The sequence below is a fragment of the Roseicyclus mahoneyensis genome (assembly GCF_003148775.1).
Lineage (GTDB): Bacteria > Pseudomonadota > Alphaproteobacteria > Rhodobacterales > Rhodobacteraceae > Roseicyclus > Roseicyclus mahoneyensis.
On sequence record NZ_QGGW01000001.1, the window covers coordinates 326,917 to 343,684 of the forward strand.

Genomic DNA, 16,768 nt, shown 5'->3' on the forward strand with positions numbered 1-16,768 from the left:
AAAGCGACGGGGGGAAATAGATCATGGTCGCCATCGAACTGAGGGACGTGCGCAAGGCCTACGGTCAGGCCGAGGTCATCAAAGGCATCGACCTGTCCATCGCGCATGGCGAGTTTTGCGTCTTTGTCGGCCCGTCGGGCTGCGGGAAATCCACGCTTCTGCGGATGATCTCGGGGCTCGAGGATATCTCGGGCGGCGAGATCGCCATCGGCGGTGAGGTCGTGAACCGCATCCCCGCCGCCGACCGGGGGCTGGCGATGGTGTTCCAGTCCTACGCGCTCTACCCGCATATGACGGTGCGCCAGAACCTGTCCTTCGGGCTGGAGAACATCAACACGCCCAAGCCCGAGATTGCCCGCAAGGTCGATGAGGTGGCGCGCATGCTGCAGATCGAGCAACTGCTCGACCGCCGCCCCAAGGACTTGTCGGGCGGCCAGCGCCAGCGCGTCGCCATCGGGCGCGCCGTTGTGCGCGAGCCGCGTGTGTTCCTGTTCGACGAGCCGCTCTCGAACCTTGATGCGGAGTTGCGCGTCGACATGCGCGGCGAGATCGCGGCGCTGCACCGGCGTCTGGAAAACACGATGATCTACGTCACCCACGATCAGGTCGAGGCCATGACCATGGCCGACAAGATCGCCGTTCTGCGGCTTGGCAAGCTGGAACAATTCGGCCGCCCGCTCGATCTTTACAACACGCCCGCGAACCTGTTCGTGGCGGGGTTCATCGGCAGCCCCAAGATGAATTTCATCGCCGGTCAGGTCGACACAAACGACCGGACGCTGATGCGTCTGGACACCGGCGAGACGCTGCGCCTGCCTGTCACGGGCTTTGCCCAACGCGCGGGCGAAAAGGTGACGCTGGGCATCCGCCCCAATCACCTGTGCGCCAGTGACGATGGGCCTGTTACCGTCCATGTCCGCTCGGTCGAGCAGTTGGGCGGCGAAAGCTATGTCTACGGCCAGACCGCGACAGGCAGTGCCATCACCGTCCACAGCCCGGGCCAGACCCGGATCGGCTTGGGCGATACCATCCGTGTCGGCGCGCCCGAAGAAGAGATCCATCTCTTCGACAGCGACACCGGCCTGACCCTGCGGGAGGCGTAAAAGATGCGGCAGACCTGGCGTTGGTTCGGCCCCGGCGACGAGATCAAGATCCCCGAGATCGTCCAGACGGGTGCGCAGGGTATCGTCTCAGCGCTGCATCATGTGCCCACCGGCGAGGTCTGGACGCCCGAGGCGATCGCAAAGCGCAAGCTCGAGATCGAAGGGCCGCCGGGTGCACCGACAGGCCTGACATGGGATGTGGTGGAAAGCCTGCCGGTCTCCGAGGCGATCAAGACCCAGACCGGGGATTGGCACGCGCATGTCGAAGCATGGCGCGAAAGCCTGCACAATCTGGCCGGGGCCGGGATCGAGGTGATCTGCTACAATTTCATGCCCGTGCTCGACTGGACCCGCACCGACCTGCACCACCCGGTGCCGGGGGGCGGCACGGCGATGCATTTCGACCTGCTCGATTTCGCCATCTTCGACCTGCATGTGCTGGAGCGTCCCGGAGCTATGGCCGATTACCCCGACGATCTGCGCGCCGAGGCCCGCGCGGGATTTGACCGGGGGGCCGACGATCTGGGGCCGCGTCTGGTGGAAAACATCCTCAAGGGGCTGCCGGGGGCGGCGGAACATTGGGGTCTGACCGAAGTGCGCGCGGCGCTCGCCCGCTATGACGGGATCGACGCCGACCGCCTGCGCGCGAACCTTGCCGATTTCCTCGAACAGGTGGTGCCGACCGCCGAGGCGCTGGGGCTGAGGCTGTGCTGCCACCCCGACGATCCGCCTTTCCCGCTGCTGGGCCTGCCGCGCATCATGTCCACGCTCGATGATTACGCGGATCTCATGGCCCGCTTGCCCAGCCCGGCCAATGGCATCACCTTCTGCACAGGATCGCTGGGGGTTGCCCCCAGTTTCGACCCGGTGGCCTTCATCGAGCGGCTCGGCCCGCATATCCATTTCGTCCATTTGCGCAACACGCTGCGCGGCCCGATGCGCGGCGGGCGCTGCAGCTTTACCGAAAGCGCGCATCTGGCAGGCGACACCGACATGGTCGCCACCATCCGCGCGCTGTCCGCCGAGGAACGCCGCCGCAAGGCCGAGGGCAGGGCGGATGCCATCATCCCCATGCGCCCCGACCATGGCCATGCGCTCTTGGCCGACCTCGACCGGCCGATGATGCCGGGCTACCCGCTGATCGGGCGGATGCGGGGACTGGCCGAGCTTAGGGGTGTCATGGCGGCAGTTGCGGAAGTGTAGCGTCCGTCGGCGCTCCGACAGGCGCATGAACCGCACGGGACGGGTGCGCTTGTAACGTCCTGCGCACCGTCTTTCTGGAATCGAGTATATGCGTTCTCGCGGCCTCAAGACTAGGAAACGAATTGGCGGTGGATGTCGAAAAGGTTCGTACCTTGGCCGATCATGTGATCGGCCTGCCCTCTCGTGCCATCGTCGCGATCGACGGCGTCGATGGTGCCGGAAAGACCACCTTCGCGGATAGCCTGGCCGCGCTTTTGACCGAGTGTGGACGGCCCATACTGCGGGCTGGCGTCGATGGGTTTCACAATCCCGCCGACGTCCGGTATGCCCGCGGGCGCCGCGACCCCACGGGCTACTTTCTCGACTCCTATGATTACCCGGCCTTGATCGAGCATCTGATCATTCCCTTCCGGCGGGGTGACTCCCACGTTCTTACCGCCATCTTCGACCACAGAAGGGATGCGGCCGACCGAAGCGGGCAGATCGTGCCACCGGGCGCCTTGCTGATTCTCGACGGCATTTTCCTGCACCGTGATGAGCTGTCGGATCTGTGGGATTTCAGCGTATTCTTGTCTGTCCCCTTTGATGTTTCTTTCGAAAGGATGGCCCGTCGGGATGGGTGTGATCCAGATCCGAAGGCCCCCGCAAACGCACGTTACCTTGAAGGTCAGTTGCTTTATCACGCGCAGTGCATGCCCGAGACGAGGGCCGACCTCGTCATTGAGGACTGGTGACGCGTCGTGCGACCACAGCAGGTCCGGGGCTGGCGGTTCAGCATTTCCGAAAGCGTGCATCCGGAGGGCGATACCGCTTTGCTCGCCACGATTCAGGTACTCGTGCCAGATCTCGACCGTCGAGGGACGCTTTCGGGCTACCCGCTGATCGGGCGGATGCGGGGACTGGCCGAGCTTAGGGGTGTCATGGCGGCCTTTGCCTGAGTTTGATTGATAATAAGTCGCAACAGCATTGACTTTTTGCGAATGGATCGCAATATGCAGTCCTGACGGCACGGCCCGCGCGCCCGTCTGCGCGCCAAGTCAGGACATTCGCACATCATGCTGACCCGACGCTTCTTGTTGTCTTTTGCCACTGCCGCGGCGTTGGCCCTTCCGGCTGCCGCGCAGGATCGTCTTTCCGTTGTGGCCACCACCGGCATGATCGCCGATGCCGCCCGTCAGGTCGGCGGCGAGCGTGTCGATGTGACCGCGCTCATGGGTCCGGGCGTCGATCCGCATGCCTACCGCCAGACCCGCAGCGACATCGTGACGACGGCGCAGGCCGATCTGGTCTTTTGGAACGGCCTCTACCTCGAGGCGCAGCTGGAACCCTTCTTGCTGGAACTGGCGGCCGAACGCGCGGTCGTGGCCGTTGCCGAGGCGATCCCGAGCAGCCAGTTGATCGGCTCCGAGGATTACGAGGGCCGCTTCGACCCCCATGTCTGGATGAACCCCAACCTGTGGTCGCGCGTCGTACTGGCCACCCGCGACGCGATGATCGCGGCAGACCCCGACAATGCCGAGACCTATACCGCCAATGCCGCCACCCATCTGGAGGAGTTGGCAGCCCTTGCCGTCTATTCCCAGACCGTTCTGGCCTCGATTCCGGCCGAGGCGCGGGTTCTGGTCACCGCCCATGACGCCTTCACCTATTTCGGGGCGGCGTACGGGTTCGAGGTGATGGGCATTCAGGGCATTTCCACCGAAAGCGAGGCGGGGCTGAACCGGATCTCGGAACTGGTCGATACCCTTGTCACCCGCAATATCGGCGCGGTCTTCGTCGAGACTTCGGTCTCCGACCGCAACATCCGCGCGCTGATCGAGGGCGCTGCGGCGCAGGGCCATACGGTCAGCATCGGAGGCGAGCTTTTTTCCGACGCCATGGGCGCGCCCGGCACTTATGAGGGAACGTATCTGGGCATGATCGACCATAATGTGACGACCATCGCCCGCGCGCTTGGCGGGCAGGCCCCCGAACGGGGCCGCATCGACGAGTTGGCGCTGAATTGACCGACCTCATGCCATCCACGCTGACACTGGCCGCAAGTGGTGGCGCGCAGACAGGGGCGGGGCCTGACCCCGCCAGCCCGCTTTGCCTGCGCGGGCTGACGGTCAGTTATGGCGACAAGCCCGCGTTGTTCTCGGTCGATGCGACGTTCCCGGCGGGGGCGATGTCGGCCATCATCGGGCCCAACGGGGCGGGAAAATCGACGCTTCTCAAGGCCGCGCTGGGGTTGATCCCGACGGTCTCGGGGCAGGTGACTGTCTATGGCCAGCCTGTTGCCGCTGCCCGCGACCGCATCGCCTATGTGCCCCAGCGCGCCAGTGTCGATTGGGATTTCCCGACCACGGTGATCGACGTGGTCTTGATGGGCCGCTACCGCAAGCTGGGCCTGTTTCGTCGGGTCAGCCGGGCGGAACGCGCCCTTGCCCTCGACGCGTTGGCCCGCGTCGGCATGGAGGGCTTTGCCGACCGCCAGATCGGTCAACTCTCCGGCGGCCAGCAGCAGCGCGTCTTTCTCGCCCGCGCGCTGGCGCAAGACGCTGATCTCTACGTGCTTGACGAACCTTTCGCGGGCGTCGACGCCGCCACCGAGCGCGCCATAATCGACCTGCTCAAGGGTCTCAAGGCGCAAGGCAAATCCGTCATCGCCGTGCATCATGACCTTGCCACGGTCGCCGGATATTTCGACCATGTCTTTCTCGTCAACGTCCGCGCAATGGCCGAGGGGCCGGTCGAGACCACTTTCACACCCGCAGCACTGGCACAGACCTATGGCGGCCGTCTGGCGGCGACGCATCTGGACCAGCTTGCCCTGACGGTGCGCTAGGTCATGCCGGATTTCCTTGCCGCGCTGCTGCTTCAGGCGGGCTACAATGCCACGCTGGTGACCATCGGGGCGGGCCTTTTGGGCTTTGCGGCAGGGGCGGCGGGCACTTTTCTGTTCCTGCGCAAGCGGGCGCTGGTGTCGGACGCGGTCGCCCATGCCACGCTGCCCGGGGTCGCCATTGCCTTTCTGGTCATGGTGGCCTTGGGCGGCAACGGGCAAAGCCTTGTCGGTCTGCTTTTGGGCTCCGCGCTCAGTGCCTTTGCCGGGCTGTGGCTGGTGGAATGGATCGCGCGGACCACGCGGCTGGCCGAGGATGCGGCCATCGGCGCGGTGTTGTCGGTGTTCTTCGGCTTTGGCGTCGTGCTGTTGACGGTGATCCAGACGCTCGACCGGGGGCGGCAGGCGGGGCTGGAGGATTTCTTGCTCGGCTCCACCGCCGGCATGCTGCTGCAAGATGCGCAGACCATCGCCTTTGGCGGTGCGCTCACCGTGGCTTTGATCTGGGTACTGCGCCGCCCGATGACGCTGGTGGCCTTCGATGCGGGCCATGCGGCCGCGATGGGCATCGACACGCGACGCGTCGATCTGGCGATGATGGGGCTGGTGATGGCCGTGACGGTCATCGGGCTCAAGCTGGTGGGCCTGATCTTGATCGTGGCGATGTTGATCATTCCCGCCGTCACCGCGCGTTTCTGGACCAACCGGGTCGAGCGCGTGCTGTGGACCGCGGGTGTGATCGGCGGCGTCTCGGGCTATGTCGGCGCGGCCTTGTCCGCCTCGGCCCCTGACCTGCCGACCGGGCCGATCATCGTGCTGATCGCCGCGGGTGTGTTTGCGCTGTCGCTGCTCTTTGCGCCCGCGCGCGGTGTGTTGGCCTCGGCGCTGGCGCACCGCCGGTTTCAGGCGCGTGTCCACCGCCGGCAGGGGCTGCTGGCGCTGGTGCGGGCGGAACCCATCCACGACCCGCTGACGCTGCGGATCTTGCGGGCCGAGGGGCTGATCCGCCGCGACGGGGTCGCCACCGACAAGGGCAGGGCGCTTGCCGCAAAGATCGCCCGCGATGAACGCCGCTGGGACGTGGCGCGCGCGGTGCATCAGGACACGGCGCTCACCGGGCGCTACGACGGGCTGACGCCCATCGAAGACGTCTTCACCGCCGACCAGATCGCCGATTTCGACGCGCGGCTGGGTGGCCCGCAGCCGGTGGGGGGCTAGGCCATGGGCGCGGATTTCGTGCAGTTCTCGCTCACCCCGATCCTGATCGGCATCCTTGCCGCCATCGCCTGCGCGCTGCCCGGCAATTTCTTGATCCTGCGTCGGCAGGCGCTGATCGGGGATGCGATTTCCCATGTCGTGCTGCCGGGCATCGTGGTGGCCTTTCTGGTCACGGGGACGGTCGCGGCCATCCCCATGCTGCTTGGGGCAGGCGCCGCGGCGCTGGTCGCGGTGGTGTTGATCGAGGCGATCCGTCGTCTGGGCGGGATCGAGCCGGGGGCGGCCATGGGTGTGGTCTTTACCGCGCTTTTCGCGGGCGGTGTGCTGCTCTTGGAGCAATCCGACACCTCCCGTGTGCATCTGGACGTTGAACACGCGCTGATGGGCAATCTGGAAACACTTATCTGGCTTCGCGCGGAGGGATGGGGAAGTCTGCTGGACCCCGTCGCTCTGGCCAGCCTGCCGCCCGAATTGCCGCGCATGGCGGTGGTGGCGGCGCTGATCGCGGTGCTGACGCTGATCTTCTGGCGGCCCCTCAAGCTTTCCACCTTCGACGAGGGGTTCGCCCGCGCCATCGGCCTGCCGGTGTCGCTGATCGGTCTGGCGCTGGTCATCACCGCCACTGTCGCCGCCGTGGCGGCCTTCGACGCGGTCGGGTCCATCATCGTGATCGCCATGTTCATCTGCCCGCCCGCGGCCGCCCGCCTGTTGACCAACAGCCTTGCCGCGCAGGTCTGGTGGTCGGTCGCTTTGGCCATGCTCTCGGCCATCCTTGGCTATGTGCTGGCGGGCTACGGGCCGCTCTGGCTGGGGTTTTCCAACTCGGTCAGCGCGGCGGGCATGATCGCGACGGTCTCGGGCGTGATCCTCGGGCTGGCCTGTGTGGTCGGGCCCTATCGCCGGCGGGTGGGCGTCGCGGTCGGGGCGTGACGGGTTGCGCGCCGCCAAGGCTCGGGGCAGGGTGCATCATCGCATCTGCAACGGACCCATCCCATGACCGACGCCTATGATCCCGCCACCGAGGGCGCGCAGATGTCATTCGCGCGCGAGATGAGCTATGGCGACTACCTCGCGCTCGAAGGGCTTTTGGAGGGGCAAAAACCCCTGTCGAACGCCCATGACGAGATGCTGTTCATCATCCAGCACCAGACGAGCGAATTGTGGATGCGGCTGGCGATCCATGAGCTGACGGCGGCGCGCAGCGGTCTGATGGGCGGAGAGGTGCGCCCGGTGTTCAAGATGCTGACGCGGGTGGCGCGCATCTTCGAGCAGCTCAACGGCGCATGGGACGTACTGCGCACCATGACGCCGTCGGAATACACCGCCTTCCGCGACGATCTGGGAAAATCCTCGGGGTTTCAGTCGCATCAGTATCGCCGGATCGAATTCATGCTGGGCAACCGCAACCCCGCGATGCTCAAGGTGCATGAACACCGCCCGGCGCTGCATGGCGCGCTGACCGCAGAACTGTCGCACAAATCGCTCTACCATGTCGCGCTGGACCGTCTGGGCGCGCAGACCGGGCAGGATTTCAGCGCGACCTACAAGATGGATGCGCCCCATGCGGCGCAAGATGCGATCCGTGACGCATGGGCCACGGTCTACCAATCCCCGCAGGCGCATTGGGAGCTTTATGAACTGGCCGAAAAGCTGGTGGATCTGGAGGATTATTTCCGCCGCTGGCGCTTCAACCATGTCACGACCGTGGAGCGCATCATCGGGTTCAAGCGCGGCACAGGGGGCACGTCGGGGGTGCAATATCTGCGCCGGATGCTCGAGGTGGAATTGTTCCCCGAGCTTTGGCAGGTCAGGGGGCAGCTATGAAGGATCACGCGATGACCGTCTTGCGCAAACACATGTTCGACCTGCCCGACGGGATGATCTACCTCGATGGCAATTCGCTGGGGCCCTTGCCGCGCGCCGTGCCCGACCGGGTCGCGCAGGCGATGACCGGGCAATGGGGCGCGCATCTGATCAAGGGCTGGAACCTTGACGGCTGGATGGCGCAACCGTCGCGCGTGGGCGATCTGGTGGGCCGTCTGATAGGCGCACAGGCCGGGTCGGTGGTGATGGGCGACACGCTGTCGATCAAGGTCTATCAGGCCCTGTCGGCGGCACTTCAGATGCGGCCCGAGCGGCGTGTGATCTTGTCGGACAACGGGAATTTCCCGACCGATCTCTACATGGCCGAGGGGCTGATCCGGCAGCTCGGTCACGGTCACGGCCTGCGCGTGGTCGACCCCGAGGCGGTGGCGGACGCCATTGCCGACGATGTGGCGGTCGTCATGCTGACGCAGGTCGATTACCGCACCGGGCGCATGCACGACATGAAGGCCATCACCGAACGCGCGCACAAGGCAGGCGCGGTGATGATCTGGGATCTGGCCCATAGCGCAGGCGCGGTGCCGGTCGATCTGGCGGGATCGGGCGCGGAATTCGCCGTGGGATGCACCTACAAATACCTCAACGGCGGCCCCGGCGCGCCGGCCTTCATCTATGTCCGCCCCGATCTGGCCGATCAGGTCGAGCCCGCGCTGGCTGGCTGGCTGGGGCACGAAGCGCCCTTCGCCTTCGACCTCGCCTATCGGCCCGCGCCGGGTGTCGAGCGGATGCGCGTCGGCACGCCGCCGGTGCTGCAACTGACCGCGCTTGAGGCTGCGCTCGAGGTCTGGGAGGGGGTCGACATGGCCGATCTGCGCGCCGCCTCGGTCGCCTTGTGCGAGACCTTCATCGCCGAGGTGGAAGCGCGTTGCCCATCGCTGACGCTGGCCAGCCCGCGCGATCCCGCGCAGCGTGGTTCGCAGGTCTCGTTCCGATCCGAGCATGGCTATGCCGCGATGCAGGCGCTGATCGCGCGTGACGTGATCGGCGATTTCCGCGCGCCCGACATCATGCGCTTCGGCTTCACCCCGCTTTACGTGTCGGAGGGCGATGTGCGCGCCGCCGCCAAGATCATCGAGGAGGTGATCGACGGCCGGCTCTGGGACCGCCCCGAATACATGGCCCGCCAGCGCGTGACCTAGGAGGCCGCGCGCAGCGCCGCCCGCGAGGGCTGCGCCACGATGCCGGCGTCGAAAAGCCGCGCGATGTCGCCCTCGGGCAGGCGGGCGACATCGGCCAGAACGGCTTCGGTATGCTGACCGAGGAGGGGGGCGGGGGTGGCCGGGTCGCGCGCCATGCCGGAAAAGCCGAAGGGCGTGCCGGGGCTGAGGTAAGTGCCGATTCCGGGCTGCGTGACCTCGGAAAAGATCGGGTTGTCGGGCGACAGGTCGGGGTCGTCCTCGATCGCTTGGGAGAAGGTGCGGAATTCCGACCATGTGACGCCCGCGCGGTCGAGATCGGCGGCGAAATCCGCGACGCGGCGGGCTTTGAACCACGGCGCAAGCACGGCCGTGATCGCGTGCCGCGCGTGCCAGCGCGCGCCCTCGTCGCGGAAATCCGCGCCAAGCGCATTGGCCAAGGCGTCCATCGGCTCGGACAGGCCGGTGACCTTGAGCAGGTTCTGCCACTGCCGTGCCGTCAGCCCGATGACCATGACGCGCCTGCCATCGGCGCATGGGAAATCCTGACCATAGGCGCCATAAAGGCTGTTGCCCGCGCGGCCCCGCGTGGTGCCCGTCACCGCATGTTCCCCGATGATCCCCAGATGGCCGAGCATGGCGGCGGCCACATCCTTGAGCGTCAGATCGACGGCTTGGCCGCTGCCATGGCGCAGCCGGTGGCGTTCGGCGGCGAGCAATCCCGAGACGACCAGCCCCCCCGCAATCGCGTCCCATGCGGGCAGCGCGTGGGCGACAGGCTCCTCGGACCCTTCGGGGCCGGTCGCCATGGGAAAGCCCACGGCGGGGTTCACGGTATAATCGACCGCAGGTCGTCCGTGGCGGTCGCCGCGCAGGCTGACCGACACCAGATCGGGGCGGCGTGCGGCCAGCGTCGCGTGATCTGTCCAGCCTTGCGTGGCGAGATTGGTGATGAACAGGCCCGCGTCATCGCCCGGCGCGCAGATGATTTCCTGCGCGATCTCGCGGCCGCGGGGCGTCTTGACGTCGAGCGCGACGGACCGTTTGCCCTTGTTCATGCCTGCCCAGAACAGGCTTTGCCCGTTCGGAGCGACAGGCCAGCGCCCCGCATCCATGCCGCCCGTGGGCAGGTCGAAGCGGATCACATCCGCCCCCATCTGCGCCAGCGTCATGCCCGCCAGCGGCACCGCCACGAAAGCGGAGCTTTCGACCACGCGCATGCCCGAAAGGATGCCCATCAATCCCACTCCGCCCGCGCGGTCATGCCCAGGTAGCCCTCAGGCGTCGCGGTGCCGAGGTCCATGGTCTTGCCATTGGCCGACAGCTTGCCCTGAAGGCGCAGGTCATGGGTGTGGAACATCGGATGCACGCCGCGGAAGCTGAAGCGCTTGGGCGGGACGCCGGTGTGCCGTTTGGCGGTTTCCATCAGCATGATCGCCTGCATCGGGCCGTGGGTGACGAGGGCGGGGTATTTCTCGACCTCGCGCGCGTAAGGAAGGTCGTAGTGGATGCGGTGGGCGTTGTAGGTGGCGGCGGAAAACCGGAACAGCCGCGCCTCGTTGATCGTGACCGTCTCGTCGAAATCGGGGCTTTCCAGTTCGGGCAGACGCTTGGGCGGCGTGAAGGTCTCGGGGATGTGGAGATAGACGATATCTTGCTCCTCCTCCACGAAACTGCCGGTCTCGCCCTCGATCTGGTGGCCGACGGTGACGAAAACCATGTCGCCTGTCGCCCCGGTCTTGGCCTTGACCGAGCGGATCACCGATTTGCGCCTGAGCCTCTCGCCGATGCGCAAGCTGCCATGAAAGGTCAGCGACCCCGCCGCCCACATCCGCCGCTTGAAGGCGAGCGGCGGCAGGAAATTGCCCAGTTCCGGGTGTCCGTCCTGCCCCAGTTGGGACAGCGGCACAAACTCGGGGAAGGCCGCCCAATGCCACAGGCGCGGCAAAAGCCCGCCGCGCCGCGTGTCGCGCGGCAGCGACAGCGGGTGCGAGACCGCCGCACTCATCATCCCCGCCAGTTCGGGCGCGAGACACCCCCAACGTTCCTCGGTCCGACCGACCCAATCCTCGGCCTCGCGCAATGCAACCATGGGAAATGTCTCCAGCTTCGTCATGCTGCGACCTTCATACCCAGCATGCGCGCCACTGTCTCGCCCATCGACGACGGGTTGGGGGCGACCATGATGCCCGCATCTTGCAAGATCTCGACCTTTTCCTGCGCGCTTTCACCAAAAGCGCTGATGATCGCGCCCGCATGCCCCATCTTGCGGCCCTTGGGGGCTGACAGGCCCGCGACATAGGCCGCGACGGGTTTGCTCATGTGGTCGCGGACGAAGCCTGCTGCCTCGGCCTCCTGAGGGCCGCCGATCTCGCCGATCATGATGACAGCGTCGGTTTCCGGATCGTTTTCAAAGAGTTCAAGGATGTCCTTGAAGCTGGAGCCATTGATCGGATCGCCCCCGATCCCGATCGAGGACGACACCCCGATCCCGAGCGCGGACATCTGGCTGGCGGCCTCATAGCCCAAGGTGCCCGAGCGGCCCACGATGCCGACGCGGCCGGCTTTGTAGATATGGGGCGGCATGATGCCCATGAAGCCGATGCCGGGGCTGATGATGCCCGCGCAATTCGGGCCGATCAGGCGCATCTTCTTCTCGCGCGGGTAGCGCTTGAGAAAGCGTTTCACCTTCATCATGTCTTGCGCGGGCAACCCGTCGGTCACGCAGACTGCGGTCTTTATCCCTGCGTCAGCGGCTTCCATCATCGCATCCGCTGCAAAGGCGGGCGGCACGAACAGCAGCGATGCGTCCGCCCCGGTCGCCTCCACCGCGTCGCGCACCGTGTTGAACAGCGGTCGGCCGAGCAGCGTTTCGCCACCCTTGCCCGGCGTGACGCCGCCCACGACATTGCTGCCGTAGTCGATCATTTCCTCGGCATGGAATTGGCCGATCCGGCCTGACATGCCCTGAACGATGATCTTCGTGTCCTTGGTGATCAAAATGGCCATGATGCGCGCTCCTTATTCGGCGGCGACGGGGGTGGGGCGGGCGCGCACGGCGGCGCGCGCCGCCTCGGCCAGCGTGTCGGCAGAGATCAGCGGCAGGCCCGAGGTGCGGATGATCTCGCGCCCTTCCTCCACATTCGTGCCCGACAGTCGGACGACGACGGGCAGGCTCAACCCGACCTCCTCGTAGGCTTGCACCACGCCCTTGGCGATCCAGTCGCAGCGGTTGATGCCCGCGAAGATGTTGACCAAGATCACGCTGACATTGGGATCGGTCAGGACCGTGCGGAAGGCGGTGACGACCCGCGCGGGGCTGGCGCCGCCGCCGATATCGAGGAAGTTGGCAGGCTCGCCGCCTGCCAGCTTGATCATGTCCATCGTGGCCATGGCGAGGCCTGCGCCGTTGATGATGCAGCCGATGTCGCCCTCAAGCCCCACATAGGCGAGGCCATTGTCATGGGCGCTGCTCTCTCGCGGGTCTTCCTGCCCCGGATCGCGCAGCGCCTCGACCTGCGGGCGGCGATAAAGCGCGTTGGTGTCGAAGGACATTTTCGCGTCCAGCGCCACCAGATCGCCCGCGCCGGTAATGGCAAGCGGGTTGATCTCGACCATCATGGCATCCAGATCGCGGTAGGCGCGGTAGCAGGCGCGCAGGGTGGTCGCGAATTGCGCGACTTGGCTGCCCTTGAGGCCAAGGCGAAACGCCAGTTCGCGCGCCTGATAGTCGACAAGCCCTGCCGCGGGGTCGATCACCATGCGCACGAGGCTGTCGGGGTCGTTTTCGGCCAGATCCTCGATCTCCATCCCGCCATGGCCGGAGGCCACGATCATGATGCGCTCGGATTTGCGGTCGAGCACAAAGCCCAGATAGATTTCCTGCGCGATGTCGGTCGCTTCTTCGACCCAGAGGCGCTCTACCAGCTTGCCGCCCGCGCCGGTCTGCTTGGTGACGAGGGTCTTGCCCAGAAGGGTGGCGGCGAAGCTGCGCACCTCGGCTTCTGTCTTGCACAGTTTCACACCGCCCGCCGCCCCCCGGCCGCCGGAATGGATCTGCGCCTTGACCACGCAATTGTTGCCGCCAAGCTGGCGGAAGGCATGCGCCGCCTGTTCGGGGCTGAAGGCGACAAAGCCCTTTGGCACCGGCACGCCGAATTCGGCGAGAATGGCCTTGGCCTGATGTTCATGGATGTCCATGCGTCAGTTCTCCCTTCCGTCGGGTGGGCGACCTGCCCACCATTGGCTATGCAGGTGGGCGCAATCGCCCACCCTACGGTCTCATTCGGCGGCAACAGTGCGGGCGGCGATGGCATCGGCCATGTCGATCACGTTGCGGGCCATCTTTTCGGAAGCGGCGTCGATCATCTTGCCATCAAGGCTTGCGGCCCCTTTGCCCTGTGCCTCGGCGGCTTTCAGTTCCGCGATGATGCGGTGGGCGCGGGTCACTTCGGCCTCGGGCGGGCTGAAGACCTCGTTGGCCATGCCCACCTGACTGGGGTGGATCGCCCATTTGCCTTCGCAGCCAAGGGCGGCGGCGCGGCGCGCTCCGGCCTTGTAGCCCTCGGGGTCAGAGAAATCGCCGAACGGCCCGTCTATGGCGCGCAGCCCGTAGGCGCGGCAGGCGATGACCATCCGCGTGATCGAGGCGTGCCATTGATCTCCCGGATAATCCGGGTTCAGCCCGCCGATATTGGTGGTGCGCGCCCGCATGCTGGCGGCATAGTCGGCGACACCGAAATGCAGCGCCTCCAACCGGCCACCGAACTGCGCGATGGCCTCCACATTGGCCATGCCAAGCGCGGTCTCGATCAGCGCCTCAAGCCCCACGCGGGTCTGCACGCCGGTGCCTTGTTCGATCTGGTTCACCATCGCCTCGACCATGTAAAGATCGGCGGTGACGCCCACCTTGGGCACCAGCAGCGTGTGCACCCGGTCGCCCGCCTGTTCCATCACGTCGACGACGTCGCGGTACATGTAGTGCGTGTCGAGCCCGTTGATCCTGACGCTCACGGTCTTGCCCTTGGCGGCCCAATCAATGTCGTTGAGCGCCTGAATGGCGTTCTTGCGGGCCTGCGCCTTTTCGGGGGGGGCGACCGCATCCTCGAGATCGAGAAAGACGTAATCGGCGGCAGACTCGGCCGCCTTGTCGATCATCGTCGGGTTGGAGGCAGGCACCGCCAGTTCCGAGCGTTGCAGGCGCTGGCGGCGCAGCGGGTGAAGCGTGTGGGACATGGTCGGGCTCTTTCGGAAACGGGATTAGAAGGCGCCGAGACGGGCAAGGCCCGTGCGCGGATCGGTCAGCACGATATCGGCATGTGCGCCCGCCAGATCGGCCGCGGGCGTGCCACTTGCATCCACGAACAAAAGTGCATCGTGGAATGACGCATCGAGGGCTGCGCGCACGTCACGGGGGGCCATGTCGCCCGCCACCACCAGCACCGCCTTGAGCATCCCGTAGCGGTCTTGGCCGATGCGGCGGGCTACGGCCTTGGGCGTAAGCTGCGCCAGTATCTCGACCCTGAGGCCCGCGCATTGGGCAAGATCGGCCCAGTGGCGTGCGGCCCCATCGCCGCCCAGAACCAGAACCCGGTCATGGGGCGCGAGGGCTGTGGAAAGGATCGCCTGCCAAGCCGTGAGCGTCGCGCCGGGCATCAGGTGGATTTCTGCGGGTCGGCCCTTTTGGTCGCCCGTCACACGCGGTGTCAGATGGGTCTGGCGGCTGTGCATCCTGTTGTCCTCCCTCCAAGATGTGGAGGCACCATGCCTGTGGGGCGGCCGGTTTCAAAACCGTTCCGGGTCCTGCTGTAAATGCGAGAATTTACATGCTATGATTTCCGTCAACTTGTGAACATTCGGGAACACACGCCATGAAAACCTTCATCGGTCCCCGCCTGCGCCGGTTGCGCGTCGATCATGGCCAGACGCAGGCCCAGATGGGCAAGGCGTTGGGCATCTCGACATCCTACGTCAACCTTCTGGAAAAGAACGAAAGATCGGTCTCGGTTCCGGTCTTGCTCAAGCTGTTCGAGACCTATGGCGTCGATTGGCGCGATCTGGCCGATGACGAGGACACCGCCCATCTGGCGGATCTGCGCGCCGCCTTGGCCGATCCGCTCTTCGAGGGCGACCGCCCCGATCTGGCGCAGATGCGCGCAGCGCTGAGCCATGCGCCCGATCTGGCCACCTGTTTTCTGCGCCTGCACAGGTCCTATCTGGCGACCACCGACCAGTTGATGAGCGTCGTCGAAGTGGGCGATGGCGCGCGCGGGTTCCTGCACAGCTCGCCCGAGGAAACCGTCCACACCTTCTTTCGCAAGAACCGCAACCATTTCCCCGCGCTCGAACAGGCGGCCGAGGCGTTCTGGGATGGCTTGGCCCCCGCCACCGACGATGTCTATGCCGCGCTCAAGCAACGCCTGCTGGCGCGCTTGGGCCTGAGGGTGCAACTGGTGACGGTTGCCGACATGCCCCAGACGCTGCGCCAGTATGACGAGGCGCGGCGGCTCATTCTTCTATCAGAAGCTCTGGATCACCCCAACCGTGTGTTCCAGTTGGTGCATGTGGCAGGGCTGATCGAATTGCGCGCGATCTTCGACGAATTGTTGACCCAAGCGCAACTGTCCGACGCACAGGACCGGGCGCGCTGTCGGGTGGAACTGGCCAATTACTTCGCCGCCGCCGTGCTGATGCCCTATGGGCCCTATCTCGCTGAGGCGCTGGCCTCGCGCTATGATTTCGACCATCTGGCGACGCGCTTCGGCGTCAGTTTCGAACAGGCCGCCCATCGCGCGACCACCCTGCAACGGCGCGGCGCGCAAGGCGTGCCGTTCTTTTTCCTGCGCATCGACAAGGCGGGCAATGTCACCAAGCGGTTCAATTCGACCGATTTCCATCTGGCCGAACATGGCGGCGCCTGTCCGCGCCTCGAGGTGCACATGTCCTTCCGCACGCCCGGTCGCATCGTGCCGCAACTCGTGGAAATGCCGGACCAGAGCCGCTTCATGGTGTTTTCGCGCACCGTCGACCGGCCGAGCTTTGCACGTCACACCCAAGATGTGCGGCTGGCCGTCGCCATTGGTTGTTCGGTCGATCACGCGCAAGCCATCGGCTATGCCGACACTCTGGCCGCCGCCAATGCGCCCGTGACCGAGATCGGGATCAATTGCCGGATCTGCCCCCGTGCGGCTTGCGACCAACGTGCCCATCACGCCATCGTCATGACCGAACCGTTGGATGAACGCCGCCGCGGGGCCACGCGCTATTCGGCCTGATGGGTCATCGCATTTGCAACGATTATTGACAGCCCGCGCGTCCCTGTGAGACAAGGGGCGCGGGCGTCGGGCCGACCGAAGCCCCCCGCGGGCCGGGATTGTTTCGCTGCGTGAAGGGCACGTACA

At 65.9% G+C, this 16,768-nt stretch carries 17 protein-coding genes; 11 read left to right on the forward strand and 6 right to left on the reverse strand.

What is annotated here, in order from left to right; all coding sequences use genetic code 11:
• Positions 1-23 precede the first annotated feature (23 nt).
• The 10 genes from C7455_RS01640 to kynU all read left to right on the forward strand — a co-directional run bounded on the left by C7455_RS01640 (position 24) and on the right by kynU (position 9,371).
• Positions 24-1,103: an ABC transporter ATP-binding protein gene (locus tag C7455_RS01640; protein WP_109664592.1), complete on the forward strand. Its 1,080-nt coding sequence runs from the start codon at positions 24-26 to the stop codon at positions 1,101-1,103.
• 3 nt (positions 1,104-1,106) lie between these two features.
• A complete protein-coding gene (uxuA, locus tag C7455_RS01645) occupies positions 1,107-2,306 on the forward strand; it encodes a mannonate dehydratase (RefSeq protein WP_109664594.1) in 1,200 nt (399 codons plus the stop codon).
• Between the two features lie 128 nt (positions 2,307-2,434).
• The gene (locus C7455_RS01650; RefSeq protein WP_245904221.1) at positions 2,435-3,040 is read left to right on the forward strand and encodes a nucleoside/nucleotide kinase family protein; all 606 of its coding nucleotides are present in this window, start codon (positions 2,435-2,437) and stop codon (positions 3,038-3,040) included.
• Positions 3,041-3,046: 6 nt separating this feature from the next.
• Positions 3,047-3,244 (forward strand): hypothetical protein, encoded by a 198-nt coding sequence (locus tag C7455_RS19805; RefSeq protein ID WP_146199902.1) that lies wholly within the window; start codon positions 3,047-3,049, stop codon positions 3,242-3,244.
• Between the two features lie 117 nt (positions 3,245-3,361).
• Positions 3,362-4,312, forward strand: coding sequence for a metal ABC transporter solute-binding protein, Zn/Mn family (locus tag C7455_RS01655; protein ID WP_109664598.1), 951 nt, complete (start codon positions 3,362-3,364; stop codon positions 4,310-4,312).
• A gap of 8 nt (positions 4,313-4,320) precedes the next feature.
• Entirely contained in the window at positions 4,321-5,133 is an 813-nt protein-coding gene (locus C7455_RS01660) for a metal ABC transporter ATP-binding protein (RefSeq protein WP_109664601.1), read from the forward strand.
• A 3-nt stretch (positions 5,134-5,136) separates the two neighbouring features.
• On the forward strand, positions 5,137-6,348 hold the full coding sequence (locus C7455_RS01665; protein ID WP_109664603.1) for a metal ABC transporter permease: 1,212 nt from the start codon (positions 5,137-5,139) through the stop codon (positions 6,346-6,348).
• Positions 6,349-6,351: 3 nt separating this feature from the next.
• Entirely contained in the window at positions 6,352-7,278 is a 927-nt protein-coding gene (locus C7455_RS01670; protein ID WP_109664606.1) for a metal ABC transporter permease, read from the forward strand.
• Between the two features lie 63 nt (positions 7,279-7,341).
• Positions 7,342-8,172: a tryptophan 2,3-dioxygenase gene (locus C7455_RS01675; protein WP_109664609.1), complete on the forward strand. Its 831-nt coding sequence runs from the start codon at positions 7,342-7,344 to the stop codon at positions 8,170-8,172.
• The gene (kynU, locus tag C7455_RS01680) at positions 8,169-9,371 is read left to right on the forward strand and encodes a kynureninase (RefSeq protein ID WP_109664612.1); all 1,203 of its coding nucleotides are present in this window, start codon (positions 8,169-8,171) and stop codon (positions 9,369-9,371) included. The genes C7455_RS01675 and kynU overlap by 4 nt, the downstream gene beginning before the upstream one ends.
• On the opposite strand, the gene C7455_RS01685 is transcribed toward kynU, so the two are convergent.
• The 6 genes from C7455_RS01685 to C7455_RS01710 all read right to left on the reverse strand — a co-directional run bounded on the left by C7455_RS01685 (position 9,368) and on the right by C7455_RS01710 (position 15,098).
• Positions 9,368-10,606 carry a CoA transferase gene (locus tag C7455_RS01685; protein WP_109664615.1) on the reverse strand — a complete coding sequence of 413 codons (1,239 nt, stop codon included), beginning with the start codon at positions 10,604-10,606 and terminating at the stop codon, positions 9,368-9,370. The genes kynU and C7455_RS01685 overlap by 4 nt on opposite strands.
• Positions 10,606-11,484 carry an HTD2 family dehydratase gene (locus tag C7455_RS01690; protein ID WP_245904181.1) on the reverse strand — a complete coding sequence of 293 codons (879 nt, stop codon included), beginning with the start codon at positions 11,482-11,484 and terminating at the stop codon, positions 10,606-10,608. Before C7455_RS01690 ends, C7455_RS01685 begins: the two co-directional genes overlap by 1 nt.
• Complete coding sequence (gene sucD, locus C7455_RS01695) at positions 11,481-12,377, reverse strand: succinate--CoA ligase subunit alpha (protein ID WP_109664617.1); 897 nt, start codon at positions 12,375-12,377, stop codon at positions 11,481-11,483. Before sucD ends, C7455_RS01690 begins: the two co-directional genes overlap by 4 nt.
• Positions 12,378-12,389: 12 nt before the next feature.
• Positions 12,390-13,568: a malate--CoA ligase subunit beta gene (locus C7455_RS01700; RefSeq protein ID WP_109664619.1), complete on the reverse strand. Its 1,179-nt coding sequence runs from the start codon at positions 13,566-13,568 to the stop codon at positions 12,390-12,392.
• 81 nt (positions 13,569-13,649) lie between these two features.
• A complete protein-coding gene (locus C7455_RS01705; RefSeq protein ID WP_109664623.1) occupies positions 13,650-14,603 on the reverse strand; it encodes an HpcH/HpaI aldolase/citrate lyase family protein in 954 nt (317 codons plus the stop codon).
• A gap of 24 nt (positions 14,604-14,627) precedes the next feature.
• Positions 14,628-15,098 (reverse strand): pyridoxal-phosphate-dependent aminotransferase family protein, encoded by a 471-nt coding sequence (locus C7455_RS01710; RefSeq protein ID WP_109664625.1) that lies wholly within the window; start codon positions 15,096-15,098, stop codon positions 14,628-14,630.
• Between the two features lie 140 nt (positions 15,099-15,238).
• On the opposite strand from C7455_RS01710, the gene C7455_RS01715 reads away from it, so the two are divergent.
• Positions 15,239-16,642, forward strand: a complete 1,404-nt coding sequence (locus tag C7455_RS01715; RefSeq protein WP_109664628.1) for a helix-turn-helix domain-containing protein — start codon at positions 15,239-15,241, stop codon at positions 16,640-16,642.
• Positions 16,643-16,768: the final 126 nt, after the last annotated feature.

Excerpts from the sequence above, each read along its gene's own strand:
- C7455_RS01675 (WP_109664609.1), top strand. The coding sequence starts at position 7,342 with ATGACCGACGCCTATGATCCCGCCACCGAGGGCGCGCAGATGTCATTC.
- C7455_RS01660 (WP_109664601.1), top strand. The coding sequence starts at position 4,321 with ATGCCATCCACGCTGACACTGGCCGCAAGTGGTGGCGCGCAGACAGGG.
- C7455_RS01655 (WP_109664598.1), top strand. The coding sequence starts at position 3,362 with ATGCTGACCCGACGCTTCTTGTTGTCTTTTGCCACTGCCGCGGCGTTG.
- C7455_RS01670 (WP_109664606.1), top strand. The coding sequence starts at position 6,352 with ATGGGCGCGGATTTCGTGCAGTTCTCGCTCACCCCGATCCTGATCGGC.
- C7455_RS01705 (WP_109664623.1), bottom strand. The coding sequence starts at position 14,603 with ATGTCCCACACGCTTCACCCGCTGCGCCGCCAGCGCCTGCAACGCTCG.
- C7455_RS01640 (WP_109664592.1), top strand. The coding sequence starts at position 24 with ATGGTCGCCATCGAACTGAGGGACGTGCGCAAGGCCTACGGTCAGGCC.
- C7455_RS01685 (WP_109664615.1), bottom strand. The coding sequence starts at position 10,606 with ATGGGCATCCTTTCGGGCATGCGCGTGGTCGAAAGCTCCGCTTTCGTG.
- C7455_RS01690 (WP_245904181.1), bottom strand. The coding sequence starts at position 11,484 with ATGACGAAGCTGGAGACATTTCCCATGGTTGCATTGCGCGAGGCCGAG.
- C7455_RS01700 (WP_109664619.1), bottom strand. The coding sequence starts at position 13,568 with ATGGACATCCATGAACATCAGGCCAAGGCCATTCTCGCCGAATTCGGC.
- C7455_RS01665 (WP_109664603.1), top strand. The coding sequence starts at position 5,137 with ATGCCGGATTTCCTTGCCGCGCTGCTGCTTCAGGCGGGCTACAATGCC.
- sucD (WP_109664617.1), bottom strand. The coding sequence starts at position 12,377 with ATGGCCATTTTGATCACCAAGGACACGAAGATCATCGTTCAGGGCATG.
- uxuA (WP_109664594.1), top strand. The coding sequence starts at position 1,107 with ATGCGGCAGACCTGGCGTTGGTTCGGCCCCGGCGACGAGATCAAGATC.
- C7455_RS01715 (WP_109664628.1), top strand. The coding sequence starts at position 15,239 with ATGAAAACCTTCATCGGTCCCCGCCTGCGCCGGTTGCGCGTCGATCAT.
- C7455_RS01710 (WP_109664625.1), bottom strand. The coding sequence starts at position 15,098 with ATGCACAGCCGCCAGACCCATCTGACACCGCGTGTGACGGGCGACCAA.
- kynU (WP_109664612.1), top strand. The coding sequence starts at position 8,169 with ATGAAGGATCACGCGATGACCGTCTTGCGCAAACACATGTTCGACCTG.